This window comes from Denitromonas iodatirespirans (assembly GCF_018524365.1).
GTDB lineage: Bacteria > Pseudomonadota > Gammaproteobacteria > Burkholderiales > Rhodocyclaceae > Nitrogeniibacter > Nitrogeniibacter iodatirespirans.
In genome coordinates this window covers 54,895-80,984 of sequence record NZ_JAEKFT010000008.1, presented here as the reverse complement: position 1 = coordinate 80,984, position 26,090 = coordinate 54,895, and the positions used below count along the sequence as shown (strand labels likewise).

Annotated in this window: 20 protein-coding genes; 2 read left to right on the top strand and 18 right to left on the bottom strand. The window is 65.9% G+C overall.

From position 1 onward, the window contains the following. Positions 1–32 precede the first annotated feature (32 nt). The 15 genes from I8J34_RS09275 to I8J34_RS09205 all read right to left on the bottom strand — a co-directional run bounded on the left by I8J34_RS09275 (position 33) and on the right by I8J34_RS09205 (position 19,224). Complete coding sequence (locus I8J34_RS09275) at positions 33–2,525, bottom strand: ABC transporter permease (RefSeq protein ID WP_230411774.1); 2,493 nt, start codon at positions 2,523–2,525, stop codon at positions 33–35. Beyond that, positions 2,525–3,691, bottom strand: coding sequence for a M20 aminoacylase family protein (locus I8J34_RS09270; protein ID WP_214361121.1), 1,167 nt, complete (start codon positions 3,689–3,691; stop codon positions 2,525–2,527). The genes I8J34_RS09275 and I8J34_RS09270 overlap by 1 nt, the downstream gene beginning before the upstream one ends. A gap of 20 nt (positions 3,692–3,711) precedes the next feature. Continuing rightward, on the bottom strand, positions 3,712–5,751 hold the full coding sequence (gene yoaA, locus I8J34_RS09265; RefSeq protein WP_230411773.1) for a DNA repair helicase YoaA: 2,040 nt from the start codon (positions 5,749–5,751) through the stop codon (positions 3,712–3,714). After that, the gene (locus I8J34_RS09260) at positions 5,744–6,583 is read right to left on the bottom strand and encodes a secretin N-terminal domain-containing protein (protein ID WP_214361120.1); all 840 of its coding nucleotides are present in this window, start codon (positions 6,581–6,583) and stop codon (positions 5,744–5,746) included. The genes yoaA and I8J34_RS09260 overlap by 8 nt, the downstream gene beginning before the upstream one ends. Positions 6,584–6,623: 40 nt before the next feature. Beyond that, positions 6,624–7,736 (bottom strand): cell division protein ZapE, encoded by a 1,113-nt coding sequence (gene zapE / locus I8J34_RS09255; RefSeq protein ID WP_214361119.1) that lies wholly within the window; start codon positions 7,734–7,736, stop codon positions 6,624–6,626. 119 nt (positions 7,737–7,855) lie between these two features. After that, the gene (gene lpdA, locus I8J34_RS09250; protein ID WP_214361118.1) at positions 7,856–9,286 is read right to left on the bottom strand and encodes a dihydrolipoyl dehydrogenase; all 1,431 of its coding nucleotides are present in this window, start codon (positions 9,284–9,286) and stop codon (positions 7,856–7,858) included. 57 nt (positions 9,287–9,343) lie between these two features. Continuing rightward, positions 9,344–10,531 carry a 2-oxoglutarate dehydrogenase complex dihydrolipoyllysine-residue succinyltransferase gene (gene odhB / locus I8J34_RS09245; RefSeq protein ID WP_214361117.1) on the bottom strand — a complete coding sequence of 396 codons (1,188 nt, stop codon included), beginning with the start codon at positions 10,529–10,531 and terminating at the stop codon, positions 9,344–9,346. A gap of 40 nt (positions 10,532–10,571) precedes the next feature. After that, positions 10,572–13,400 carry a 2-oxoglutarate dehydrogenase E1 component gene (locus tag I8J34_RS09240; RefSeq protein WP_214361116.1) on the bottom strand — a complete coding sequence of 943 codons (2,829 nt, stop codon included), beginning with the start codon at positions 13,398–13,400 and terminating at the stop codon, positions 10,572–10,574. A gap of 152 nt (positions 13,401–13,552) precedes the next feature. Next, on the bottom strand, positions 13,553–14,848 hold the full coding sequence (gltA, locus tag I8J34_RS09235) for a citrate synthase (RefSeq protein ID WP_214361115.1): 1,296 nt from the start codon (positions 14,846–14,848) through the stop codon (positions 13,553–13,555). Positions 14,849–14,869: 21 nt separating this feature from the next. After that, positions 14,870–15,142, bottom strand: coding sequence for an FAD assembly factor SdhE (locus I8J34_RS09230; RefSeq protein WP_214361114.1), 273 nt, complete (start codon positions 15,140–15,142; stop codon positions 14,870–14,872). Next, positions 15,139–15,849, bottom strand: coding sequence for a succinate dehydrogenase iron-sulfur subunit (locus I8J34_RS09225; protein ID WP_214361113.1), 711 nt, complete (start codon positions 15,847–15,849; stop codon positions 15,139–15,141). Before I8J34_RS09225 ends, I8J34_RS09230 begins: the two co-directional genes overlap by 4 nt. Positions 15,850–15,868: 19 nt before the next feature. Beyond that, positions 15,869–17,662, bottom strand: coding sequence for a succinate dehydrogenase flavoprotein subunit (sdhA, locus tag I8J34_RS09220; protein ID WP_313798790.1), 1,794 nt, complete (start codon positions 17,660–17,662; stop codon positions 15,869–15,871). A gap of 2 nt (positions 17,663–17,664) precedes the next feature. After that, positions 17,665–18,012, bottom strand: a complete 348-nt coding sequence (gene sdhD, locus I8J34_RS09215; RefSeq protein ID WP_214361111.1) for a succinate dehydrogenase, hydrophobic membrane anchor protein — start codon at positions 18,010–18,012, stop codon at positions 17,665–17,667. After that, positions 18,006–18,395, bottom strand: coding sequence for a succinate dehydrogenase, cytochrome b556 subunit (gene sdhC, locus I8J34_RS09210; protein WP_214361110.1), 390 nt, complete (start codon positions 18,393–18,395; stop codon positions 18,006–18,008). The genes sdhD and sdhC overlap by 7 nt, the downstream gene beginning before the upstream one ends. Before the next feature lie 100 nt (positions 18,396–18,495). Then, a complete protein-coding gene (locus I8J34_RS09205; RefSeq protein ID WP_214361109.1) occupies positions 18,496–19,224 on the bottom strand; it encodes a GntR family transcriptional regulator in 729 nt (242 codons plus the stop codon). A 201-nt stretch (positions 19,225–19,425) separates the two neighbouring features. On the opposite strand from I8J34_RS09205, the gene I8J34_RS09200 reads away from it, so the two are divergent. Then, complete coding sequence (locus I8J34_RS09200; RefSeq protein ID WP_214361108.1) at positions 19,426–20,415, top strand: malate dehydrogenase; 990 nt, start codon at positions 19,426–19,428, stop codon at positions 20,413–20,415. 97 nt (positions 20,416–20,512) lie between these two features. After that, positions 20,513–21,496, top strand: coding sequence for an HpcH/HpaI aldolase/citrate lyase family protein (locus tag I8J34_RS09195; RefSeq protein WP_214361107.1), 984 nt, complete (start codon positions 20,513–20,515; stop codon positions 21,494–21,496). Between the two features lie 9 nt (positions 21,497–21,505). Here I8J34_RS09195 and amaB read toward each other — a convergent pair whose 3' ends face one another. From amaB to I8J34_RS09180, 3 genes are all read right to left on the bottom strand, one after another. Continuing rightward, complete coding sequence (amaB, locus tag I8J34_RS09190; protein ID WP_214361106.1) at positions 21,506–23,002, bottom strand: L-piperidine-6-carboxylate dehydrogenase; 1,497 nt, start codon at positions 23,000–23,002, stop codon at positions 21,506–21,508. 11 nt (positions 23,003–23,013) lie between these two features. Next, a complete protein-coding gene (locus I8J34_RS09185) occupies positions 23,014–24,144 on the bottom strand; it encodes a saccharopine dehydrogenase family protein (RefSeq protein WP_214361105.1) in 1,131 nt (376 codons plus the stop codon). Between the two features lie 64 nt (positions 24,145–24,208). Further along, positions 24,209–26,068 carry a methyl-accepting chemotaxis protein gene (locus I8J34_RS09180; protein ID WP_214361104.1) on the bottom strand — a complete coding sequence of 620 codons (1,860 nt, stop codon included), beginning with the start codon at positions 26,066–26,068 and terminating at the stop codon, positions 24,209–24,211. Between the last annotated feature and the right edge of the window lie 22 nt (positions 26,069–26,090).

The following is a 26,090-nucleotide window of genomic DNA, read 5'->3' as shown; positions in this document are numbered from 1 at the left end:
AAAAAGAGGGCGAGTATATCAGCGGCATGTGGTCAAACCGCCTCGCGCAAGAGCTGCATCGGCGACAGGCGCAGCAGCGTACCGGCGCCCAGCCAGCCGACCAGCATGACGCCCAGGGCACTGCCCAGCGCGCCGACCACGACAGGCGCCAGCGCCGGCGCATAGGGCATGTCGAACACCCGCGTCGCCAGCAGCCAGCCGACCACGCTGGCGCCGGCGCCGGCCAGGGCGCCAGCCGCCGCGCCCATGGCGGCAAGCTCCACCAGCAGGCTCTGGCGCAGCTGGCGCGCACGCGCCCCGAGGGTACGCATCACGGCGAACTCGCGCGCCCGCTCGTCGCGGGTCGACTGCAAGGCGGCCAGCAGCACCACCGCGCCGGCCACGATGGCAAAGCCGAAGACCAGCTCGACGATGACGATCAGGCGATCGACCATCGATTCGATCTGCGCCATCACCACCCCGACATCGATCACCGAGATGTTCGGGAAGGCGCGCGTCAACGCCAGCGAGAAGTCCTCGGCGCCGGGCGGCACATGGAAGCTGGTGATCAGGCTGGCCGGAAACTGGTCGATCACGCCCGGCGAGGCGATGAAGAAGAAATTGACCCGCATCGAATCCCAGCGCAGCCGGCGCTCGCTCGTCACCGGCGCACTCACCTGCTGCCCGGCCACATCGAAGCTCACCACGTCACCCACCGAAATGCCCAAGGTCTCGGCCACGCCGGCCTCGATCGAAAACGCCGGCGCCTTGTCATCGCCGTGCCAGCGCCCTGCTTCGACCAGATTGCCGGGCGGCAAGGCGGACGCGTAGGACAGGTTGAACTCCCGCTCGGCCAGGCGCCGCGCACGGTCCTCTTTGTAGCCGCCGGGATCGACCGGCGCCCCGTTGATGCTCATGAGCCGGCCCCGGATCATCGGCATCAGCTCGGGCGCCGGCTGGCCGGCGTCGCGGAAGAAGGCGAGGAAGGCCGCGCGCTGGTCGGGCTGAAGATTGATGACGAAGCGGTTGGGCGCGTCGGGCGGCACGGTATCGCGCCAGGCGGCCAGCAGATCGGCCCGCACCAGCGTCAGCAGCAGCAAGGCCATCAGGCCGAGACCGACCGCCGTCGCCTGGATCACCTGACTGCCCATGCGCCGCCGCAGCGCCAGCAGACCCTGGCGCCAGCCGCCGTTGACCGTCATGGCCAGGCGGGACAGGAGCGAAAAGCCGCCCGCGCTGAGCAGCGCAAAACCGCCGAGTGCGGCCAGGAAGCCGGCCGAGATCCAGGCGCCGAGCTTGAAGTCATCGGCCACCCACAACACGATCGCCACCAGCACGGCCAAGCCGCTGGCCCAGGCGGTCCGCGCCAGCCCCTCCCCTTCGCCCAGTTCGCGCCGCATCACTCGTAGGCTCGGCACCCGTGCCAGACCGATGAGATGCGGCAGCACGAAACCGAGCAACAAGGCCAGGCCGACCACCAGCCCATGCACCACCGGCAGGAAGGAGGGGGCCGGCAAGGCAACCCGCAAGACCTCGGCCAGACCGCCCGCGAGCAGCGCGTGGACGGCCCAGCCCAACCCGATACCGATGGCCGACGCACACAGGCCGAACACCACGAACTCGAGCATGAACAGCTGGATCAGCTGTGCCTGTCGCGCCCCTAGGCAGCGCAGCACCGCGCAACCGTCCAGATGACGCGCCATGAAGCGCCGCGCACTCAGACCGATGGCCACCGCCGCCAGCACCACCGACAGGCTGGCCGCCAGGCGCAGGAAACGTTCGGCGCGCGCCAGCGCCACCTGCACCTCGGGGCGGGCATTGTCGATCGACTCGATGCTCTGGCCGCGCTCGAGCGCCGCGGTGGCGCGTTCGCGGAAGTCGGCCACCGCCCTCGCCTCGCCGGCCACATGCAGCCGATAGGCGACCCGTGAGCCGGTCTGGATCAGGCCGGTGGCGGGCAGGTCGGCGGCGTTGATCATGACCCGCGGCAACATGCTGAAGAAGTTGGCACCGCGATCCGACTCGAAGGTGAGCACCCCGCCGACCGTCATCGACAGCTCGCCCAGCTGGACCCGCTCACCGACCGACACGCCGAGCACCGAGATGACCCGTTCTTCGAGCCAGATGCTGCCCGCCGGCGGGATCGCATCGACCACCGCGTCCGGCGCATTGCGCGCCGGCGCCACCCGCACGCTGCCGCGCAAGGGATAACCCGGCCCGACCGCCTTGACCGCCGCCAGCTGCACGGCGGCGTCGGTGCCGACCATGCTGGAGAACAGGTAGGTGTCGGCCACCTGCAGCCCGGCTTCGCGGGCCAGTACGCGCGTCCGGTCTGGCCAGGGGTGATCGGCACGCAGCAGCAGATCGCCGCCGAGCAACTGGTTGGCTTCGCGATCCAGGCTGCGCGAGACGCGATCGGTCAGAAAGCCGACACTGCTCAGGCTGGCCACCGCCACGATCAGCGCCAGCGCCAGCAGATGCAATTCGCCGGCACGCAGGTCGCGCCGCAGCATGCGCCAGGCAAGGGCCAGGATGTTCCCGCGCATCAGCGCGCCAGCAGATGTTCGACCAGCCGCACCCAGTAGCTCACGCCCACCGGGATCACCTGATCGTTGAAGTCATAGTTGGGGTTGTGCAGCATGCAGCCGCCCTCGCCCGGCCCGTTGCCCAGCCACACATAGCAGCCCGGCTTCTCGTGGAGGAAGTAGGCGAAGTCCTCCGCGCCCATGCTGGGCTTGAGATCGGTGCGCACCGCCGCCTCGCCGACCAGCGCACGCGCCACCTCGGCGCACTGTGCCGCTTCGGCCGAGGTGTTGATGGTGGCCGGGTAGCCGCGCAGGAAGTTGAAGCGCACATTCACGTTGTAGGCCGTGCCGATGCCCTGGCAGATACGCTGCATCGTCGCCTCGATCTGGGCCTGCACCTCGGTGGAGAACGCCCGCACGGTACCGGTGATGCGCGCCCGGTCGGGGATCACGTTGTGCGCCTCGCCGGCATGCACCTGGGTCACCGACAGCACGGCCGGATCGAGCGGGTTGAGCGTGCGGCTGACCACCGTCTGCAGCGCCTGCACCAGCGCACTGGCGGCGATGACCGGGTCCACGCCGAGATGCGGCATGGCCGCATGTGCCCCGTGGCCGAGCACCTCGATATCGAAGCGGTCGGCCGAGGCCATGACCGGGCCGTCGTGCACGGCAATGTTGCCGGCCGGCAAACCCGGCCAGTTGTGCAGGCCGAACACCGCGTCCATGGGGAAGCGCTCGAAGAGGCCATCTTCGACCATCTCGCGGCCGCCGCCGTCGCCCTCTTCGGCGGGCTGGAAGATGAACACCACGGTGCCGTCGAAGTCCGGATGCTTGGCCAGATGCTCGGCCGCACCGAGCAGCATGGTGGTGTGGCCGTCATGGCCGCAGGCATGCATGCGGCCGGGATGCTTGGAGTGATGCGGGAAGGTGTTGCGCTCCTGGATCGGCAGCGCGTCCATGTCGGCACGCAGGCCGATCGCCCGCTGGGAGCTGCCGGCACGGATCACACCGACCACGCCGGTGCGGCCGATGCCGCGGTGGGTCTCGATGCCGGCCGCTTCGAGGCGGTCGGCCACCAGCTTGGCGGTGCGGTGTTCGTCGAAGGCCAGCTCGGGGTGAGCATGGATGTCGCGGCGGAAGGTGGTGAGTGCAGCGTGTTGTTGTTTGACGGCGTCGATGATCTTCATGCGCCCTCCTGTCGGGTGATTCAGTCGGTCAGTGTAACGTCGTCGGCCGCATCCTCGCTCGGCAGCACGGCCGCCGTGGTGCCGCGCGGCGGCGGCAGCGTGGCCAGGAAGGCCTCGACCTCCTCGGGCACCCGGGTGCGCCGCATCGGCGGCAGGCTGCGCCAGACTCGTTTGCCGTAGGGCTTGTCGATCATGCGCGGATCGCACACCGCCAGCACGCCGCGGTCCTGCTCGGTGCGGATCAGCCGGCCGGCGCCCTGTTTGACGTTGATCACCGCCCGCGGCAGCTGGTAGGTCATGAACGGATTGACCCCGGCCTGGCGCAGATGTTCGATGCGCGCGGCCAGCACCGGATCGTCGGGCGGGGCGAAGGGCAGCTTGTCGATCACCACCACCGACAGCGCATCGCCGGGCACATCGACGCCTTCCCAGAAACTCTGGCTGGCCACCAGCACGGCATTGCCCAGCTCGCGAAAGCGCGCCAGCAGCTGGCTGCGCGAGCCCTCGCCCTGCAGCAGCAAGGGCAGCTTGAGCCCGGCGCGCTCGAGCTCGCCGGCCAGGCGCTCGTGGATGCGCCGCATGGCGCGCAGCGAGGTGCACAGCACGAAGGTGCGCCCCTGGGCCGCGCGGATCAGCGGAAAGGCGACATCCGCCACCACATCGGGGTACTCCGGCGCATTGGGGTCGGGCATGCCGGTGGGCGCATACAGCACCGCCTGCTCGGGGTAGTCGAAGGGGCTGCCCCACACCGCGGTGTGCGCCGGCGGCTCCAGCCAGTTGAGACCCAGGTCGCGGCAATAGTGCGAAAAATCGGTGCCGACGGCGAGCGTGGCGGAGGTGAAGATCCAGGCGCTCGGATAGCGCTGGATCTGCCGCGCGAACACGTTGCCGATCTCCAGCGGCGTGCTGTGCACGGCCAACGACTGGGTGAAGACCTCGACCCAGCGCACCACCTTGGCCTCGGCCGGGTGCTGCCAGCGGTCGAGCCGCTCGACCAATTCGTCGAGCCGGCGCAGGCAGTTGGCCAGCCCCTCGGAGCGCTCGGCCTGGGTCTTGAGCACTTCGCCGAGTTCGGCCAGCGCCTTGCCGACGGTGTCGACCGCAGGCATGAAGCCGGGATGCTGCGCCAGCTGTTCGAGGCTGATGCGCGCCCCCTCGGCGCTCACCGCCAGGCGCCAGTCGCGCGCGGCCTTTTCGAGCGTGCGGGTGGCTTCGATCAGCACCCGGCAGTCGGGTGCACCGGTCAGCGCTTCGGTGCGGGTGTCGCGCGCCAGATCAATGACCTGTGCGGTGCTCACCGATTCACCGAAGAACAGGCTGGCGGTCTCGGGCAGCTGGTGGGCTTCGTCGAACACCAGCGTGTTGCAGGCCGGCAGCAGCTCGCCCATGCCCTCGTCGCGCAGCATCACGTCGGCGAAGAACAGGTGGTGGTTGACCACCACCACGTCGGCCTCCATGGCCTCGCGCCGCGCCTGCAGCACGAAGCACTCCTTGACGTTGGGGCAGTCCTGGCCGAGGCAGTTGTCGCGTGTGGAGGTGGCGGAGATCCAGGCGCCGCTGTCTTCGGGCACATCCTGGCAGTCGGCCTTGTCGCCAGTGCGGGAGATTTCGGCAAAGCGGGCGATCTTGCGCAGGTTGGCGGCGTCCTGCGGGGTGGCGAAGCGCCCGTCGCCGGCATTGCGCGCCAGATGATAGTGGCACACGTAGTTGGCGCGCCCCTTGAGCAGCGCGATGCGCAGCGGTAGCTTGAGCGCGGCGCGCACGGTCGGCAGGTCGCGGCGGAAGAGCTGGTCCTGCAGCGTCTTGGTGCCGGTGGAGATCAGCACCTTGCCGCCGCTCAACAGCGCCGGCACCAGGTAGGCAAAGGTCTTGCCCGTGCCGGTGCCTGCCTCGGCCACCAGCACGCCTTGTTCGCGAATGGTCTGGCCGATCTTGAGCGCCATCTCGACCTGCTGGGTGCGGGCCGAGAAGCCGGGCACCACCTGGGCCAGCGCGCCTTCCGGCGCAAAGGCGGCGGCCAGCGCCTGGTGGGCGCGATCGTTGGCATCGACCTCAGTCACGCGCGCCTCCTACGGTATCGACTCGCAGCCAGAAGGCAGCATCGCTCTGGCTGTCAGCGCTCGAACTGCCGCCGATGACCACACCCCGGCTCTCGCGGGTGTCTTCGGCTGCGCTCGCCCCGCCGACCGCGATCCACTCGCCCAGCCGGCCTTCGACAGTGGTCTCGAGGCGCATCACATCGATCCGCCCATCGCCGGCCTGACGGCTCGATTCGGGGCTCAACACCAGCCGTACCCGCTGGCCGACCACCGTCGGGCGCACCAAAACGCCTTCGCCGACGTCCTGGTACACGGTGCCGCGCACCACACGCACGCCGTCGGGCCGCACGAAGACCTGGTGGAAGGCCAGGGGCACCGAGGTGCCGACGAACAGTGTGGCCGCGCCGCCGTCGCGGGTTTCGACGAACTGGGTGCCGCTGCGGCGCATGCTGCGCGAGGATTCGCCCACCCCGGCCCGCACCCCGCCGATATCGACACTTGCGCCCCGCCGCGGCACCTGGCCCGGCAGGCGCACCGTCACATCGCCGGAGCGCACTTCGCCGCCGATGCCGATGTCCCGACGCAGTTCGCTGCCGACCCGGTCGGTGCGCAGCTCGATCCGCAATCGGGCCGGCGGCGTATCCACCGCCGCCAACGCCTCGCGCAGCTGGCGCAGGTTGTCGGCATCGGTGCGGATCAGCAGTTTGTCGTTGATGCCGCTGAGCTGGCCACCGGGGCTGAGCAGCGGGCGCAGTGCCGGCAGCACCTCGTCGACGCTGCGGTGTTGCAAGGTGATGATGGTCAGCGGCAGCGCGGCATGGGCGGCCGGCGCCAGGCAAATCGCGGCGACCACCAGGATCGCCCAACGCGCGAGGCGCCCGGCACGCCGGTGATCACTCGGGGCGATGAGCTTCCGCAAGGTAGTCCCGGGTACGCATTTCAATGAGCCGGCTGACCGTCCGGACGAATTCATGGGCGTTGTGCCCTTCGCGATACAGGTCATGGGCCTCGACCTCCGCGCTCATGATGAGCTTGACCCGGTGATCGTAAAGCACATCGATCAACCAGGTGAAACGGCGCGCCTCGTTGCTCTGCCCGGCAGTCATCTTCGGCACGCCGGACAACAGAACGGTGTGGTTCTCGCGCGCCAGTTCGAGATAGTCGTTCTGCGAGCGCGGCCCTTTGCACAAGGTATTGAAGTCGAACCACACCACGCCCGGCGCAATGCGCTCGGCCGGAAAGGAGCGACCCAGCACGTCGACCGCACCGGCCTGGCCATCGACCCCGGCGATGCGGTAGAAGTCCTCGGCCATGCGGGCGCGCGCGGCGGCATCGTCCGGCACCAGGTAGATTTCGAGTTGCTCGAGCGTGCGCAGGCGGTAGTCGGTGCCGTAGTCGACCTCGATCACGTCGAAGCGCTTTTTCATCAGCTCGATGGTCGGCAGGAAGTTGATGCGCTGCAGCCCGTTCGGATAGAGCCCGTCGGGCGGGTAGTTGGAGGTCATCACGAAGATGACGCCGCGCGCCAACAGGGCCTCGAGCAGGCGGCCGAGGATCATCGCATCGGCGATGTCCGACACATGGAATTCGTCGAAGCACAGCAGGCGCGTCTGCTCGCTGACCCGCTCGGCGATGATCTGCAGCGGATCGGGCAGATGGTTGAGCGACTTGAGGTCGTTCTGCACTTCCTGCATGAAGGCATGGAAATGCACCCGGCGCTTGCGGGTATAGGGCACCGCCTCGTAGAAGCAGTCCATCAGGAAGCTCTTGCCCCGACCGACACCGCCCCAGAAATACACGCTGCGCGGCTCTTCCGGCTTGGCAAACCACTTCTTGAACAAACTGCGCCGCGCCACCTTGTAGCCGAGCAGTTCGGAGTACAGCGTCTGCAGCCGCTTGACCGCTGCCTCCTGAGCCGGGTCGGCCTGATAGCCGCGCTCGGTCAAGGCCGCGTGGTAGGCATCGATCATCCCGAATTCGGGAACGTTGAGCGTGCGATGTGGCATAGCCTTAGGGTAATAGCAATTTGGCGGCGGGTCATGCAATGAGACAAGCCGGGGCGGCATGGCCACCCCGGCTTGTCGGCCGATCCCGCATATAGATCAGCGAGATACTAGCAGCCCGATCAGAAGTGCAGCGGACGCTTGTCCACCGCCAGCGCGGCCTCGTGCACCGCCTCCGACAGCGTCGGGTGAGCGTGGCAGATGCGCGCCAGATCTTCGGCCGCACCATGGAACTCCATGGCCACGACGGCCTCGGAGATCAGCTCGGACGCATTGGCGCCGATGATGTGCACACCGAGAATGCGGTCGGTCTCGGCGCAGGCCAGCATCTTGACGAAGCCGGTCGGCGCGCCCATGCCCAGCGCACGGCCGTTGGCCATGAACGGGATCTTGCCGGCGCGGTAAGCCACGCCATCGGCCTTGAGCTGTTGCTCGGTCTTTCCGACCCAGGCGATTTCCGGCGAGGTGTAGATGACCCAGGGCACGGTGTCGAAGTTGCAGTGGCCGGCCTGGCCCGCCATCAGCTCGGCGACCATCACGCCCTCTTCCATCGCCTTGTGCGCCAGCATCGGGCCGCGCACCACGTCGCCCACGGCCCACACGCCCGGCAGGTTGGTCTGGCAGTGATCGTTAACGTCGACGAAACCACGGTCGGTGATCTTCAGGCCCACCGCCTCGGCATTGAGCCCGTCGGTGTTGGGCACGCGGCCGACCGAGACGATCAGCTTGTCGAAGACGGCCTTCTGCGCGCCGTCCTTGTCTTCGTACTCGACGGTGACGGTCTTCTTGTTCTTGGCCGGCGTGACCTTGCCGACCTTGACGCTCAGTTTGACGTCCAGGCCCTGCTTGGCGAACACCTTCTGCGCTTCCTTGGCCACGTCCTGGTCGGCCGCGGCGAGGAAGCTGTCCATGGCTTCGAGGATGGTCACTTCGGAACCGAGCCGGCGCCACACCGAGCCCATCTCCAGACCGATCACGCCCGAGCCGATCAAGCCCAGACGCTTGGGCACGGCAGCGATGTCGAGCGCGCCGATATTGTCGCAGATGAGGGTGTTGTCGACCGTGATGCCGGGTAGATGACGCGCGGTGGAGCCGGTGGCGACGATCACCTGCTTGGCCTCGACGACCTCGTCACCGACCTTCACTTCCCAGCCCTCGCCGGCCTGGCCGACGAAGCTGCCGTGACCGGAGAGCATGGTGACCTTGTTTTTCTTGAACAGGCCCTTGATGCCCCCGGTGAGCTGGTCGACGATCTTGGCCTTGCGCGCGATCATGGTCGGCACGTCGATGCTCGGCGTGCCCACCTTGATGCCTTGCTCGGCGAAGTCGTGGCTGGCTTCCTCGAACATGTGCGAGGTGTGCAGCAGCGCTTTCGACGGGATGCAGCCGACGTTCAGGCAGGTGCCGCCCAGGCGCGGCTCGCCTTTCGGATCGGCATAGGGGTTGGATTCGGCGCAGGCGGTCTTGAAGCCGAGTTGCGCGGCGCGGATGGCCGCCACATAGCCGCCGGGGCCGCCGCCGATCACCAGCACGTCAAATTGTTTTTTCGACATTGTTCGTTCTCTCCCTCGATGTGGGGCGCGGGCGCCGGGGCGCCCGCGGGTTCTGTCTTAGACGTCCAGCAGCAGACGAGCCGGATCTTCCAGCGCTTCCTTCATGGTCACCAAACCCAGCACGGCTTCGCGGCCGTCGATGATGCGGTGATCGTAGGACATGGCCAGGTAGTTGATCGGGCGGATGACGATCTGGCCGTTCTCCACCACCGGGCGATCCTTGGTGGCGTGGATGCCGAGAATCGCCGACTGCGGCGGGTTGATGATCGGGGTCGACAGCATCGAACCGAACACGCCACCGTTGGAGATGGAGAAGGTGCCGCCCGTCAGCTCTTCGAGCGAGATCTTGCCGTCCTTGGCCTTCTGGCCGTATTCGGCGATCTTCTTCTCGATATCGGCGATCGACATCTGGTCGGCATCGCGCAGGATCGGCACCACCAGGCCACGCGGGCCACCGACGGCGATACCGATGTCGAAGTAGCCGTGGTAGACGATGTCGTTGCCATCGACCGAGGCGTTCAGGATCGGGAACTTCTTGAGCGCGGCCACGGCGGCCTTGACGAAGAAGCCCATGAAGCCCAGGCGCACGCCGTGCACCTTCTCGAACTTGTCCTTGTACTCGGCGCGCAGGGCCATCACCGGGCCCATGTTCACCTCGTTGAAGGTGGTCAGGATGGCGTTCTCGTTCTTCGACTGCAGCAGGCGCTCGGCGATGCGGGCACGCAGGCGGGTCATCGGCACGCGCTCTTCCGGACGGTCGCCGGACACCTCGATCGCCGGTGCGGCGGCCGCGGCCGGAGCGGCCTTGCCGGCGGCGACGGCGTCGCCCTTGGTCACACGGCCACCGCGGCCGCTGCCCTTGACGTCGTCGGCCGACACGCCTTTTTCGTCGAGGATCTTGCGCGCGGCCGGGCTGGCAGCACCGCCGCTGGCAGGCTTGCTGGCGGCCGGCGGCGTGACTTCCGGCGCCGGTTCGGCCGCCTTGGTGGCGCCCGCGGCGGCCTTGGCTTCGGTGTCGATCTGGGCGATCAGGTCGCCGCTGCCGACGGTTTCGCCATCACCTTTGATGATCTTGACCAGCACGCCATCGGCCGGTGCCGGCAGTTCGAGCACGACCTTGTCGGTCTCGATGTCGATCAGGTTTTCGTCACGGGAAACGGCCTGTCCTTCTTTCTTGTGCCAGGTGACCAGCGTGGCTTCAGACACGGACTCGGACAACTGGGGGACTTTGACTTCGATCAGCATGAATTGACTCCCTCTAAGGCTCGGTGTTTTCGTTGTTCGTTCAATCGTTGATGGGGCTGAAAGCGTTTTCGATCACCGCTTTCTGCTGGGCGTTGTGCTTGGCGTAGTAGCCAACCGCCGGCGAAGCCGACGCCGGGCGGCTGACGAGCAGCAGCCGTTGCTTGGGACCGAGCACATTAATCAGATGCTGACGCGAGGCGAACCAGTACCAGGCACCCTGGTTGCGCGGCTCTTCCTGGCACCAGACGACTTCCTTGGCATTGGGGAACTTGGCCAGTTCGGTGCGGAACGCATCGCGGGGGAAGGGATAGAGCTGCTCGATACGCACCACGGCGGTGTCCTTGATGCCTTGTTCGCGGCGGTAGGCCATCAGCTCGTAGTAGATCTTGCCGGAGCACAGCACGACCCGCTTGACCTTCTTGGCCTCGAGTTCGTCGACCTCGCCGATCACGGTGCGGAAGGTGCCCTTGGCGAGTTCTTCCATCGACGACACCGCCTCTTTGTGACGCAGCAGCGACTTGGGCGTGATGACGATGGCCGGTTTGCGCAGCGGGCGCACCATCTGGCGGCGCAGCAGGTGGAAGATCTGCGCCGGCGTGCTGGGCACCAGCACCTGCATGTTGTTCTCGGCACACAGCTGCATGTAGCGCTCGAGGCGGGCAGAGGAATGCTCCGGGCCCTGGCCTTCGTAGCCGTGCGGCAGCAGCACCGTCAGGCCGACCTTGCGACCCCACTTGGCTTCGCCCGAGGAGATGAACTGGTCGAACACCACCTGGGCGCCGTTGGCGAAGTCGCCGAACTGCGCTTCCCACACCACCAGATGGTCCGGCTCGGCGGTCGCGTAGCCGTATTCGAAGGCCAGCACCGCCTCTTCGGACAGCACGGAGTCGAAGACTTGGATCTCCGCCTGCCCTTCCTGAATGTGCTGCAGCGGAATGTAGTCGCCCTCATCCCAGCGCTCGCGCTTCTGGTCGTGGAACACCGCATGGCGGTGGAAGAAGGTGCCGCGCCCGATGTCCTCGCCCGACAGACGCACACCGTAGCCTTGCACCAGCAGGCTGGCGTAAGCGAGGTTCTCGCCCATGCCCCAGTCGATCAGCGCTTCGCCGCGTGCCATGGCGGCACGGTCGTCGACGATTTTCTTGACGCGCGAATGCAGGGTGAAGCCTTCGGGCACCGTGCTGATCCGCTCGGCCAGGCGCTTGAGCTCGACCATCGGCACCGCGGTGTCGGCTTCGTCGGTATACGGGGTCTTGAGGTACGGCGTCCAGTCGACCGCAAACTGGCGGTTGTGACCGGAGAGCACCGGGTTGGCGAGCAACTCGCCGCGGTCGAGGTGCTCGCGATAGTCCTGGATGATCGCTTCGGGCTCGTCGGCCGTGCACACGCCTTCGCGCACCAGGCGGTCGGCATACAGTTTGCGGGTCCCCGGATGCTGGGAAACTTTGCGGTACATCAGCGGCTGGGTCACCATCGGCTCGTCCTGCTCGTTGTGGCCGAGTTTGCGGAAGCAGATGATGTCGATAACCACGTCTTTCTTGAATTCGTTGCGGAATTCAACGGCCAGCGCGGTGACCAGCGCGACGGCTTCGGGGTCGTCGCCATTCACGTGGAAGATCGGCGCCTCGACCATCTTGAAGATGTCGGTGCAGTACAGCGAGGAGCGGTAGTCGCGCGGGTCGGAGGTGGTGAAGCCGATCTGGTTGTTCACCACGATGTGCACCGTGCCGCCCGTGCCATAGCCGCGGGTCAGCGAGAAGTTCAGCATCTCCTGGTTCACGCCCTGGCCGGCCACGGCGGAGTCGCCATGGATCAGCACCGGCAGCACCTGGTTCTTGACCTTGTCCTTGCGACGCACTTGGCGCGCATAGACCGAGCCCTCGACCACCGGGTTGATGATCTCGAGATGGGACGGGTTGAACGCCAGCGTCAGGTGCACCGGCCCGCCGGCCGTCATGACGTCGCTGGAGAAGCCGTTGTGGTACTTCACGTCACCCGCCGACAGATCGACCTCGGCCTTGCCTTCGAATTCGGCAAACAGGGTCGAGGGCGATTTGCCCAGCGTGTTGACCAGCACGTTCAGGCGGCCACGGTGGGCCATGCCGATCACGATTTCCTGCGCGCCGAGCGTACCGCCAACGTTGATGACCTCGTCCATGGCGACGATCATCGACTCACCGCCCTCGAGCGAGAAGCGCTTCTGGCCGACGTACTTGGTGTGCAGGTATTTCTCGAGCGTCTCGGCGGCGGTCACGCGACCGAGCACATGCTTCTTTTGCTCGACCGAGAATTTCGGCGTGCCGCGAATACTTTCGAGGCGGGCCTGGATCCAGCGCTTCTGACCGATGTCGGACATGTACATGTACTCCGAACCGATCGAGCCGCAATAGGTCTGGCGCACGGCTTCCAGGATCTCGCGCAGGCTAGCCTGTTCGGTCGAGAACGCATGGAAGGAGCCGACATTGAACTGCTCGTTGAGGTCTGCCTCGGTAAAGCCGTAGTAGGACGGCTCGAGCTCAGGCACCTGCATGCGCTCGTTGCGCTTGAGCGGGTCAAGATTCGCCCAGCGGTTGCCGAGGAAGCGGTAGGCATTGATCAACTGCAAGGTGCTGACCTGACGCTTGTTGCCGTCGCCGGCCGCGATGGTGCGCACCGGTCCGCGCTTGGCCAGCTGCTCGAAGGCGTGGATGATCGGCGTGTGAGCCACATCGCGAACCGCGGCGGCGGCACCGGCCTTCAGACCATCGAAATAGGTTCGCCATTCGTCCGGCACGGTTTCCGGATCGGCGAGGTAGGACTCGTACAGCTCTTCGACGAACGGTGCATTGCTGCCGAACAGCATCGAGGTGCTTTGCAGTTGCTTCATCATCTTGGAATTCACCCGAATTCTGTTGCCTTGTCAGGTGGCCGCCGATGGCGGACACGGTCAAATGGGGCATAAGGAAACGGGATGATCACGACAGGCGGCGATCATCCCGCGAGGGGCTGTTTCAGTGCAGCGTCTTCCCTGCCCTCATGGGGTTAAGCGCGCTGGTCGATGGCGACCACGTCGCGACGCGCCGCACCGACATACAGCTGGCGCGGACGGCCGATCTTGTATTCCGGATCGGTCATCATTTCCTCCCACTGCGTCATCCAGCCCACGGTGCGGGCCAGAGCGAAGATGCAGGTGAACATCGAGGTCGGGATGCCCAGCGCCTTCTGCACGATGCCCGAGTAGAAGTCGACGTTCGGGTAGAGCTTCTTCTCGACGAAGTACTGGTCTTCCAGGGCGATCTTTTCGAGTTCCATGGCCAGCTTGAACAGGCGATCGTTCTCGAGGCCCAGCTCGGTCAGCACGTCGTAGCAGACCTTGCGCATCAGCTTGGCGCGCGGGTCGAAGTTCTTGTACACCCGGTGGCCGAAGCCCATCAGCTTGAACGGATCGTTCTTGTCCTTGGCGCGGGTGATGTACTCGCCCACCTTGGACACATCGCCGATCTGCTCGAGCATGTTCAGGCAGGCCTCGTTGGCGCCACCGTGCGACGGGCCCCACAGGCAGGCGATACCGGCCGAGATGCAGGCGAACGGGTTGGCGCCCGAGGAGCCGGCCAGACGCACCGTGGAGGTGGAGGCGTTCTGCTCGTGATCGGCGTGCAGCGTGAAGATGGTGTCGAGGGCATGGACCAGCACCGGGTTCGGCTCGTAAGTCTCGCACGGCGTGCCGAACATCATGTGCATGAAGTTGGCGGTGTAGCCCAGGTCGTTACGCGGGTACATGAACGGCTGGCCGGTGTTGTACTTGTAGGCCATGGCCACGATGGTCGGCAGCTTGGCGACCAGGCGGTTGAACGACACGTTGCGGTGCTCGGCGTCCTGCAGGTCGAGCGCGTCGTGGTAGAAGGCCGACAAGGCGCCGACCACACCGACCATGACCGCCATCGGATGCGCGTCACGACGGAAGCCCGAGTAGAACTTGGTCATCTGGTCGTGCAGCATCGTGTGATTCTTGATGGTGCTCTCGAAGTCCGACTTCTGCACAGCATTGGGCAGCTCGCCGTTCTTCAGCAGATAGGCCACTTCGAGGAAGTTGCAGTGCTCGGCCAGTTGTTCGATCGGGTAGCCGCGATACAGCAGCTCGCCCTTGTCGCCATCGATGAACGTCACGGAGGACGCGCAGCTGGCGGTCGACAGGAAACCGGAGTCGTAAGTAAACAGACCGGTCTTGGCGCCCAGCGTGCGGATGTCGATGACATCGTTGCCGTGCGTTCCGGTCATCACCGGAAATTCGACCGTCTTCCCATCTACCGTGAGGGTGGCGTTACGTTCAGTGCTCATAACTCGTCCTTTGCTTACCCGTTATTTTCGATCTGCCTGGGCAGAATCCATCTGTGTTCCGGTGTCGCGCAGCATGCCGAGGAGAGGCATCCAGCGTTCTTCCGGACACGAAGCGCTTCCGTTGACCATGGCCCACAAGGCATGGTCTTCGAGATCCAGCAATTCCTGGAGGTCGACCAGCTGGGCATCGCTCAACTGGTCGAACTTCGTTTCAAGAAAACGTGCGAAGACCAGATCGAGCTCCAACAAGGCCCGACGACAGTGCCAGCGCATGCGTCCTTTGTTGGGCGTCATATGGCGCGACGCACCATCATGTCCTTGATCTTGCCGATCGCCCGGGTCGGGTTCAGGCTCTTAGGACAGACGTCCACACAGTTCATGATGGTGTGGCAGCGGAACAGGCGGTACGGATCCTCGAGATTGTCGAGGCGTTCATTGGTCGCTTCATCGCGGGTATCGGCGATGAAACGATAGGCGGCGAGCAGGCCGGCCGGGCCAACGAACTTGTCCGGGTTCCACCAGAACGACGGGCACGAGGTCGAGCAGCAGGCGCACAGGATGCACTCGTAGAGCCCGTTGAGTTCTTCGCGCTCTTCCGGCGACTGCAGGCGCTCGCGCTCCGGCGGCGGATTGTCGTTGACCAGATACGGCTTGATCGAGTGGTACTGCTTGAAGAACTGCGTCATGTCCACGATCAGGTCGCGGATCACGGGCAGGCCAGGCAGCGGCCGCAGAACGATCGGCTGAGCCAGCGAATCGACGTCGGTCAGGCAGGCCAGGCCGTTCTTGCCGTTGATGTTCATCGCATCGGAGCCGCACACGCCTTCACGGCAGGAGCGGCGGAAGGACATCGAATCGTCCTTCACCTTGAGGCGCACCAGTGCGTCGAGCAGCTTCTTGTCGGACGGCTCGAGTTCGACCGAGATGTCCTGCATGTAGGGCTTCTCGTCGCGGTCCGGATCGTAGCGGTACATCTTGAATTGAACGGTACGTTTGCTCATCAGTTCGACTCCCAACCCCTCAGTAGGTCCGCTTGGCCAGCGCGATCGGCTCGACGTCGTCGGACATCGGCTGCAGGTTCACCGGCTTGTAGTCCAACCGGTTGTCTTCGCTGTACCACAGTGTGTGCTTGAGCCACTCGTCGTCGCGGCGGCCGTTCGGGAACTCGGCAGTGTCGGGCGCATCGTCGCGCACGTGGGCACCGCGGGACTCCTTGCGAGCCTCGGCCGAGATCATGGTGGCCTTGGCCACTTCGATCAGGTTGTCGAGCTCCAGCGCTTCCATCCGCGCCGTGTTCCAGACCTTGGACTTGTCCTTGATCTCGGTGGTCTTGGCCTGCTCGGCCACTTCGAGAATGCGGGTCACGCCTTCCTTGAGCAGATCGGCGAAACGGAACACGCCGGCATGTTTCTGCATGGTGCGCTGCATCGCCAGGCGGACTTCATGCACGTCAGTGCCGTCCTTCTGGTTCTCGAGGCGTGCCATGCGGGCCAGGGCCTGGTCGGCCGCGCCTTCGGGCAGCGGCTTGAGGCGCAGGTTGCCGCTCTGGATGTCCTCGACCACGGTCTCGCCGGCCGACTTGCCGAACACCAGCAGATCGAGCAGCGAGTTGGTGCCCAGACGGTTCGCGCCATGCACCGAGGCGCAGGCGCACTCGCCGGCGGCGTAGAAACCGGTCACCGGAGCGTTCGGGTTGTCCCCCTGCGGCGCCACCACCTGGCCCTTGTAGTTGGTCGGAATACCGCCCATCTGGTAGTGACAGGTCGGCACCACCGGAATCGGCGCCTTGATCGGATCGACCCCGGCGAACTGGATGGAGATCTCGCGAATCCCCGGCAGCCGCTTCATGATCGTCTCGGGCGACAGGTGGGTGATGTCGAGCAGCACGTGATCCTTGTCCGGACCGCAGCCGCGACCTTCGTTGATCTCGGTCACCATCGAGCGCGACACCACGTCGCGCGAGGCCAGATCCTTGAGGTTCGGGGCGTAACGCTCCATGAAGCGCTCGCCGGCCGCGTTGCGCAGGATGCCGCCTTCGCCGCGCACCCCTTCGGTGATCAGCACGCCCGCGCCGGCCACGCCGGTCGGGTGGAACTGCCAGAACTCCATGTCTTCGAGCGGAATGCCGGCGCGTGCCGCCATGCCCACGCCGTCGCCGGTGTTGATGAAGGCATTGGTCGAGCTGTAGTAGATCCGGCCGGCGCCGCCGGTGGCGAAAATCACCGCCTTGGCATGGAAGATCGACACTTCGCCGGTTTCCATTTCCATGGCCGTCACGCCGACCACGTCACCGTCGGCATCGCGGATCAGGTCGAGCGCCATCCACTCGACGTAGAACTGGGTCTTGGCGCGCACGTTGCGCTGATACAGCGCGTGCAGCATGGCATGACCGGTCCGGTCGGCCGCGGCACAGGAGCGCGACACGGGGGACTGGCCGTAGTTCTGCGAGTGACCGCCGAACGGGCGCTGGTAGATCTTGCCGTTGTCGAGACGGTCGAAGGGCATGCCGTAGTGCTCGAGCTCGACGACCACTTCGTTGGCCTTCTTGCACATGAACTCGATGGCATCCTGGTCGCCCAGCCAGTCCGACCCCTTGACGGTGTCGTACATGTGCCAGTGCCAGTTGTCTTCGGTCGAGTTGCCCAGCGAAGCGGCCACCCCGCCCTGTGCGGCAACCGTGTGGGAGCGCGTCGGGAAGACCTTGGTCAGCACCGCCGTCTTGAGGCCGGACTCGGACAACTGCAGCGCAGCGCGCAGACCTGCACCGCCGGCACCGACAATCACCGCATCATAAGTAAGCTTAGCGATTTTCACCCTTACAGCCTCCACAGAATCTGGGCCGCCCAACCGGCGTAGCCGATGAGCAAGAACAAGACGATCACGTGCAGTACCAGTCGAACACCGACCGGCTTGATGTAGTCCATGAAGATGTCACGGACGCCCACCCAGGCGTGATAGAAGAGCGACATGAAGAACAGGAAGGTAAAGAAACGCATGAAGCCGCCGGCAAACATGCCGCTCCAGGCTTCGTACGACATTTCCGGCAACATCAGCGCGTTGATAGCGAAGAACACCGAATACAGCGCCATCACCACGGCAGTCACACGCTGGCCCAGCCAGTCGCGCAAGCCATAGTGCGCGCCGACAACGATACGATTCACCATAGCTTCACCCCGATCAGGACAGTCAACACCAGGCTGACGATGAGCACCAGACGCGCGGACTGGCGCGAGGCCGCCAGATCCAGGCCCTTGTGCATATCCAGCAGCAGAAAGCGGATGCCGGCACAGAAATGGTGCAAATAGGCCCACAGCAAGCCGAAGAGGATCAGCTTCACCAGCGGGTTCGACACGGTCTGCTTGTAGGTCGCAAACGTCTCGGCAGATCCCAGGCTATTGCCGAACAAGGACAACAGCAGCGGCAACATCAAGAACAAACCCGCACCGCTCACTCGGTGAAGAATCGAGACAAAGCCCGCCAAGGGCAGTCTGATCTCATGCAACGCCAAATGTTTCGGGCGTTTTTTTGTGACTGTCATTTCAGACATTTTTTTCCCCAATGCATGGCCGCACGAATGCCGCCTTACTCCCACGAAAAACGTCGATTATAACCGCTGACGTCACCGCACCTGAGTGCGCGCCAAGCCATTAATTCAGCTCATTCAGATAATAGTGTTCGGCGGTCGAATACAAACCGCGCCGCCATTCGACCGGCCGATCGCCATAGGTGAAAGTCACCCGCTCGACCGACAACAAGGGCACGCCCTCTTCGACGCGCAACATCTCGGCCGTCCGCCGATCGGCCGCCACCGCGCGAATACGCTCCTCGGCGCGAATCATCCGCAAGCCGTAGCGCGACTCGAACAGGCTGTACAAAGACCCCCGCCAGTCCTGCAGGACTTCGATGGTCAGCCCGTGAAAGATCTCGCCCGGCAGATAGATTTCGTCGACAACCACCGGTTTTGCGCTAAATTCAAGAAGACGCCGGATGATGATGATCGGCGAACCGGGCTCGATCGCCAGCACCCGAGCCGCCTCCTGCCCCGCCTTGGCGCGCCAGCACTCGAGCGGCACGCTGACGGGGTGCGACAGATCCTCGCCCTCCGGCACCAGCCGCAGGAAGCGGAACAACGCACGGGGATCGTTGTGGGAGGCGACATAGGTGCCCTTGCCCTGTTTGCGCACCAGCAGATTCTCGGCCGCCATCTCATCGATGGCCTTGCGGACGGTGCCCTGGCTGACGCCAAAGCGCGCGGCAAGTTCCTGCTCGCTCGGGATGGCCTGACCCGGCCCCCATTCGCCGGATTCGAGCGCCTGCAGCATCAGACGTTTGATCTGACGATAGAGCGGGCTGAAGGTGGGGGACGTCTGGGTCATCGGCGTATTTCATCACAAAAGTTGACATGCGTCTATACTAACTCTTCTATCTTATATAAGACAAATAACATGAATTGACTTTCCGCAAGTCCGATACTAGTATCTTGCGCGACTCGGCACAGCCAGTTTCGCCCCGCTTCGTGGGCGCGTTCAGCCGGCCGAATGCTGTCTTCACACACTCACTTCGAGAGGGAATCGTCCATGAGCAAAGCCCCAGTCCGCGTCGCCGTCACCGGCGCAGCCGGTCAAATCGGTTACAGCCTGTTGTTCCGCATCGCCAGTGGCGAAATGCTGGGCAAGGATCAGCCGGTCATTCTTCAGCTGCTCGACCTGCCGCAGGCTCAGAAGGCCGTCAAGGGCGTGATGATGGAGCTCGAAGACTGCGCTTTCCCGCTGCTCGCCGGCATGGTCGCCACCGACGACCCCAATGTCGCCTTCAAGGATGCGCAAGTCGCCCTGCTGGTCGGCGCCCGTCCGCGTGGCCCCGGCATGGAGCGCAAGGATCTGCTGACCGAAAACGCCAAGATCTTCACCGTGCAAGGCGCTGCCATCGGCCAGTACGCCGATCCCAACGTCAAGGTGCTGGTGGTGGGCAACCCCTGCAACACCAACGCCTACATCGCCATGAAGACCGCCGAGAAATTCGGCCGTGTCAATCCGAAGAACTTCACCGGCATGCTGCGCCTGGACCACAACCGCGCGCTGTCGCAACTGGCTGCCAAGACCGGCCGCGAAGTGTCGAGCCTGACCAAGCTGGTGGTGTGGGGCAACCACTCGCCCACCATGTACGCCGACTACCGCTTCTGCCTGTCCAACGGCGACAGCGTCAAGTCGCTGGTGAACGACGACGCATGGAACCGCGACGTGTTCCTGCCCACCGTCGGCAAGCGTGGCGCGGCCATCATCGAAGCGCGCGGCCTGTCCTCCGCCGCCTCGGCCGCCAATGCCGCCATCGATCACATCCGTGACTGGGTGCTCGGCTCGAACGGCGAATGGGTCACCATGGGCGTGCCCTCCGACGGCTCCTACGGCATCCCCGAAGGCATCATCTACGGCGTGCCGTGCGTCACCGAGAACGGCGAGTACAAGGTCGTCAAGGACCTGGAAATCGACGAGTTCTCGCGCGAGCGCATGACCGTCACGCTCAACGAGCTGCTCGAAGAGCGCGAAGGCGTGAAAGACCTGCTCTGATCCTTTCCCGGATCGGCAACATCAAGTCGGGGGCGAATTCGCCCCCGATTTTTTTTGCTATTCTGCTTCGCAACATTCACCCCATCACGGCTTCGCCATGCATCCCGACCAAGTCCTCTTCCAGGGCGAGCGTACGCTGCCCGACATGCCCGCCATCGATCACTACGCCGGCAGCGAAAAACTCATCGCCAAGGCCATGGACATCCAGCAGCAGATGGGCCCGGTGTTCGACATCACCTGCGACTGCGAAGACGGCGCGCCGGCCGGACAGGAAACCGCGCATGCGCGCATGGCCGCTGCCATGGTGATGTCCGATGCCAATCGTTTCGACCGGGTCGGCGCGCGCATCCATGACATCACCCATGACCACTGGCGGCGCGACATCGACATCCTGATCGAGGAGGCCGGCCAACGGCTGGCCTTCATCACCTTCCCCAAGCCGCGCTCGGTGGCTGACGTGCACGAACAACTGGCCTATCTGCGCGCGCAGGAGGCCGCCAATCGCACCGGCACCGCCCTGCCCGTCCATGTCCTCATCGAGACCCACGGCGCGCTGCGCGATGCCTGGCAGATCGCCGCCCTCGATGGCGTCGAAAGTCTGGATTTCGGCCTGATGGATTTCGTCAGCGCCCACCACGGTGCGATTCCCGGCGCCGCCATGCGCAGCCCCGGGCAGTTCGAGCACCCGCTGGTCGCGCGCGCCAAGTGCGAAATCGCCGCCGCTGCGCTGGCCCACGGCGTGGTGCCCAGCCACAATGTCACCACCGAGATCAAGGATGTCGACATCATCCGCGGCGACGCCGAGCGCGCCCGCCGCGAGTTCGGCTATCTGCGCATGTGGAGCATCCACCCCAACCAGATCACCCCGATCCTCGACGCCATGCGACCGGACTTCTCCGAGGTCGAGAGCGCCGTCGCCATTCTCACCGCCGCCCAGGACGCCCACTGGGGCCCGATCCAGCACGCCGGCAAGCTCCACGACCGCGCCTCCTACCGCTACTACTGGACCCTGCTCAAGCGCGCCCGCGCCACCGGCCAGGAACTACCCGCCGAGGTCACGCAGCGCTTCTTTGCCGACTGACGCTGCACCTCAACCGAAGCGCACCCCCTGGGCCAGCGGCAGTTCGTCCGAGTAATTGACCGTCGCCGTCTGCCGCCGCATGTAGCCGCGCCAGGCGTCGGAGCCCGACTCGCGCCCGCCGCCGGTGGCCTTCTCGCCGCCGAAGGCGCCGCCGATCTCGGCGCCGCTGGTGCCCACATTCACATTGGCAATGCCGCAATCGCTGCCGGTAGCCGCCAGGAAGCGCTCGGCCTCGCGCACGTCGGTGGTGAAGATGGCCGACGACAAGCCCTGCGGCACCGCATTGTGGCGGGCGATGGCTTCGTCCAGCGCGTCATAGCGGAAGCAGTACAGCACCGGCGCAAAGGTCTCCTCGACGCTGTTGTCGATGGCCCCGCCGCCTTCGACCAGGGCCGGTTGCACGTAGTAGGCGCCAGGCCATCGGTCGGCCAGCACCCGCTCGCCGCCAACGACCTTGCCGCCCTGCTCGCGTGCGGCCTGCAGCGCATCTTCCATCTGGGTCAAGGCACGGGCGTCGATCAGCGGCCCGACCAGCGTGCTGGGCTCGCGCGGATCGCCGATGGGGAGCGCCGCATAGGCCTGCTGCAGGCGCTCGACCACGGCCGGATAGATCGACTGATGCACGAAGATGCGCCGCGTGCTGGTGCAGCGCTGGCCGGCGGTGCCCACCGCACCGAAGACAATGGCCCGCACCGCCAGGTCGAGATTGGCACTGGGAGCGACGATGATGGCGTTGTTGCCGCCCAGTTCCAGGATGGATTTACCGAAACGCTGCGCCACTCGCGCGCCCACCTGGCGGCCCATGGCGCAGCTGCCGGTGGCGCTGATCAGCGGCACGCGCACATCGTCGGCCAGCGTCATGCCAACCTCCCGCCCGCCCAGCAGCAGCTGCGACAAGCCTTCAGGCGCCTCGTCGAAATCCGCCATCGCCTGTTCGAACAGATGCTGGCAGGCGATGGCGCATAGCGGCGTCTTCTCCGACGGCTTCCACAGCAGGCTGTTGCCGCAGACGATGGCCAGCGCCGCGTTCCAGGACCACACCGCCATCGGGAAATTGAAGGCGGAGATGACGCCCACCGGGCCGAGCGGATGCCAGGTCTCGCGCAGCGCATGATCGGGCCGCTCGGAGGCGATGGTGCGGCCATAGAGCTGGCGCGAAAGGCCCACGGCGAAGTCGCAGATGTCGATCATCTCCTGCACTTCGCCCTCGCCCTCGGCCACGATCTTGCCCGCCTCCAGCGTGATCAGCGCGCCGAGCGTGGCCTTGTGCCGGCGCAAAAGGCCGCCGAAACGGCGTACCAGCTCGCCGCGCCGCGGTGCGGGCACGCGGCGCCACTGCGCAAACGCCTCGACACTGCGGGCGATCTTGGCGTCCACTGCCGCCGCATCGTCGAGCGTCAGCCGAGCGATGACGGCGCCGTCGATCGGCGAGCTCACCGGCCAGTCGCCGCCGTCGAGCGCCGCGCGGTCCATGCCCAGGGTGTCGAAAATCCGTGCTGCATCCATCGTGAAGCCTCCTATCGCATCTGCCGCAGACCGCCGCTGGCTACGGTGTGCGGTTCTTCGCCGTCGATCACGTAGTGACGGCCGAAACGGTTGTCGAGAAACGCATCCAGCGGGATGTCTTCCTGGCGCACGAAGCCTTGCTGTGGCAGGCGGCCGTCGAGCAGGAGATCGAGCGCCGCGCAGATCGCGCTGGCGGTGGTGACCTGAATCGCGCTGCGCTGACGGCCGCCGATCACCCGGTTGTAGATCTTGCGCGCATAGGTCTCCTGCATCAGCAGCCCGTCCTTGAGGCCGCTGACATTGACAAAGACCAGCACCACGTCCTGCAGGGTGACCGGGATCGACGATTCGAAAATCTCCTTGAGCAAGGCGCGCCGCTCGCCGAGGCGCAGATCGTGCAGCAGGAGCTTCATCACGTCGCGATGGCCGACATAGCGCACCGTGCGGTAGTTGAGGTTGCGCACCCGCCCCTGCAGGGTGTCGCACAGCGTGCCCAGCCCGCCGGAGGTATTGAAGGCTTCGTAGTCGTCGCCGTCGAGCGAGAAATGCTCCAACTCTTCGAGCGCCGGCATCTCCTTGAGCATGCCACCGACGATCGCCTCGCAGGGGTTGAGGTATTCATTGATCAGCCCGTCGGTGCTCCAGGTGAGGTTGTACTTGAGCCCGTTGGAGGGAAACTTTGGCAGCGCCCCGACGCGCATGTGCACATCGTGCAGCTCGTCGAAACTCCTGGCCAGATCGTAGGCGGCGATCGAGATGAAGCCCGGCGCCAGGCCGCACTGCGGCACCAGCGCGCACGCGGCGCCGTCGGCCAGGGCGCGGATTGCGCGCGCGCTGCCCACGTCTTCGGTCAGGTCAAAGTAATGCACCCTGGCCGCCACCGCCGCCTCGGCCAGCGGCGCGCTCAGGTCGAAGGGGCAGGCATTGATCAGTGCCTGCTGGTCGGACAGCACCGTGGCCAATTGCGTGGCATCGCCGGCATCGATCTGGCACAGGTTCGCCGCCGGCAGTACCTGCGCCAGGCGCGCCAAGCGTTGCGCGTCCCGATCGACCACCGTCACTGCGTAATCGCCTGAGGCGATCAACAGATCGGCAATCACCTCGCCGATCTTGCCTGCTCCCACGAGGGTCACCTGTCGCATGTCATGCTCCCGGCCGTGTCCTTCAGGTCGGACCGAGGTTACGCCAAAACGTGCCCGCCGGGGATCAGGCGAAACGCGCCGTCGTCGCCTTCAGCGACTCGGCCAGCGCGCGCAACGCCCGCGAGGTGTCGCTCAGCGCGCCGCTGTGGCTCACAGCCCGCTCCGAGCGCGCCTGAAAGCCGCGCATGCGCTCGGCAATGGTTTCGGTGATGCCTTCCTGCGAATGCACCGCCGACGCCACCGACTGGTTCAGTTGCACCACGCCGCCGATCTGCGCGGCAATGTCGGCAAAGCGCGCGTTGAGCGCTTCGCTCTGGTGCTGGGTGTGGTTCATCGCCTCGCCGACGGCGTCGAGTCGATCGACGGCGCCGGTCACGTCCTGCGACAAGCGGCGCAGGATGCCATCGACCACCTCGGTCGATTGCCGCGTGCGTCCGGCCAGCTTGCGTACCTCGTCGGCCACCACTGCGAATCCCCGCCCCTGCTCGCCGGCGCGCGCCGCTTCGATGGCGGCGTTGAGGGCCAGCAGGTTGGTCTGGTCGGCGATCTCGCCGATTTCGGCGAGCACACCGGCCACCTGGGCGGTCAGCGCATGCACGGCTCGGCTGGCGTCGGTGGCGTGCGCCAGCGTCGCCGACAGCGCCGCGACCGCTTCGCGGTTCTCGGCGATCGCCTCGCGCCCCCGCTCCGACGAGGTCTCGATCTGCACGGCCGCGGCGTTGGCCGAACGGGTGCAATCCACGATCTGGCCGATGGCGGCGGTGATCTCGTCGACCGCCTCGGTGATGTCGCGGCATTCGCCGTGCTGGGCGAGCAGATCCGCATGGCCGCTCTGCACGCCACGGTCGAGCTGTCCGGCGGCCGCATCCACCTGGGTCGCCACCCGGCCGATGTCGGCCACCAGGGCCTGCAGCGCACCGACCATCTGCGCCATCGCGTGCTCCAGCGTGGCCACTTCGGCCACCCCGCCGCGCGCCACCGTCACCGACAACTGCCCGCCGGCGATGGCTTCGGCCACCCCGGCGGCGCGCACCAGCGGCGCCAGGTAGTGCTGCATCAGCGCATACAGGCCGGCGATGCCGAGCCCGACGATCAGGGCCAGCGCCGCGCCGGCCCGCCACAGAAAGCGCGACGCCTCATCCAGTGCCGCAGTGGCCTCGCACACCGCCAGCCAATGCCCGATCACCACACCGGCGGCGTTGCTCACCGGCAGCCGATTGACCCGGTAGCCAGCCGCCCCGGTACGCCACACCGTCTGCCGCGCATCGCCCGAGAACGACGCCCACAGCCGGTCTGCATCGATGCCGTCCGGCAGGCCGCTGGTCAGCGTCGTCTGGGCCGTGCCGCGGATGACGATCCCCTGGCCGCTCTCCTCGGCCATCGCCGCCGCCATCGGCGCCAGGCCCTTGACCAGTACCGCGATGCCGATCAACCGGTCGCGCGAGCGCAGCGGAAAGGCCTTGACGGCCCACGGGACGCCGCCGGGCGTGGCGACGAGGTCGGTCAGCTCCTGATTTTGCCGGGCCACGGCCGCCACCAGCGCGTCGATCTCCAGCGGCGGCGCCGACTGGCTGCGGTAGAGCGACCGGCCGTCGGGCGCGTGGATCGACAGGTGGTCGTAGCCGCCGCCGTCACCGGTCAGGCCGATGAAGCGCTCGGCGTACCCGGCCAGCGCGACGGCATCGCCCTGCTTGAGGGCGGTGCGCAGGTCGAATTCGCTCTCGAGCGCCGTCACGGTGGGGGCCATCTGCCGGTACAGCCGGCCCAGCGCACGGGCCCACACGCCGGCATTGCTGCGTTGTTCGGCATCGATCAGACGCTCGCCCATGTGTTGCTGACCGACGGCGCCGAGCGCGCCCATCAGGAGCGCGACCATGACGGTGATCAGGGCGCTGAGCAAGGTGATACGCAACTTCAGAGACATGCTGTGCACTCGCAATATTTCC

Excerpts from the sequence above, each read along its gene's own strand:
- I8J34_RS09275 (WP_230411774.1), bottom strand. The coding sequence starts at position 2,525 with ATGCGCGGGAACATCCTGGCCCTTGCCTGGCGCATGCTGCGGCGCGAC.
- I8J34_RS09270 (WP_214361121.1), bottom strand. The coding sequence starts at position 3,691 with ATGAAGATCATCGACGCCGTCAAACAACAACACGCTGCACTCACCACC.
- zapE (WP_214361119.1), bottom strand. The coding sequence starts at position 7,736 with ATGCCACATCGCACGCTCAACGTTCCCGAATTCGGGATGATCGATGCC.
- lpdA (WP_214361118.1), bottom strand. The coding sequence starts at position 9,286 with ATGTCGAAAAAACAATTTGACGTGCTGGTGATCGGCGGCGGCCCCGGC.
- odhB (WP_214361117.1), bottom strand. The coding sequence starts at position 10,531 with ATGCTGATCGAAGTCAAAGTCCCCCAGTTGTCCGAGTCCGTGTCTGAA.
- I8J34_RS09240 (WP_214361116.1), bottom strand. The coding sequence starts at position 13,400 with ATGATGAAGCAACTGCAAAGCACCTCGATGCTGTTCGGCAGCAATGCA.
- gltA (WP_214361115.1), bottom strand. The coding sequence starts at position 14,848 with ATGAGCACTGAACGTAACGCCACCCTCACGGTAGATGGGAAGACGGTC.
- I8J34_RS09230 (WP_214361114.1), bottom strand. The coding sequence starts at position 15,142 with ATGACGCCCAACAAAGGACGCATGCGCTGGCACTGTCGTCGGGCCTTG.
- I8J34_RS09225 (WP_214361113.1), bottom strand. The coding sequence starts at position 15,849 with ATGAGCAAACGTACCGTTCAATTCAAGATGTACCGCTACGATCCGGAC.
- sdhD (WP_214361111.1), bottom strand. The coding sequence starts at position 18,012 with ATGGTGAATCGTATCGTTGTCGGCGCGCACTATGGCTTGCGCGACTGG.
- sdhC (WP_214361110.1), bottom strand. The coding sequence starts at position 18,395 with ATGTCTGAAATGACAGTCACAAAAAAACGCCCGAAACATTTGGCGTTG.
- I8J34_RS09205 (WP_214361109.1), bottom strand. The coding sequence starts at position 19,224 with ATGACCCAGACGTCCCCCACCTTCAGCCCGCTCTATCGTCAGATCAAA.
- I8J34_RS09200 (WP_214361108.1), top strand. The coding sequence starts at position 19,426 with ATGAGCAAAGCCCCAGTCCGCGTCGCCGTCACCGGCGCAGCCGGTCAA.
- I8J34_RS09195 (WP_214361107.1), top strand. The coding sequence starts at position 20,513 with ATGCATCCCGACCAAGTCCTCTTCCAGGGCGAGCGTACGCTGCCCGAC.
- amaB (WP_214361106.1), bottom strand. The coding sequence starts at position 23,002 with ATGGATGCAGCACGGATTTTCGACACCCTGGGCATGGACCGCGCGGCG.
- I8J34_RS09185 (WP_214361105.1), bottom strand. The coding sequence starts at position 24,144 with ATGCGACAGGTGACCCTCGTGGGAGCAGGCAAGATCGGCGAGGTGATT.
- I8J34_RS09180 (WP_214361104.1), bottom strand. The coding sequence starts at position 26,068 with ATGTCTCTGAAGTTGCGTATCACCTTGCTCAGCGCCCTGATCACCGTC.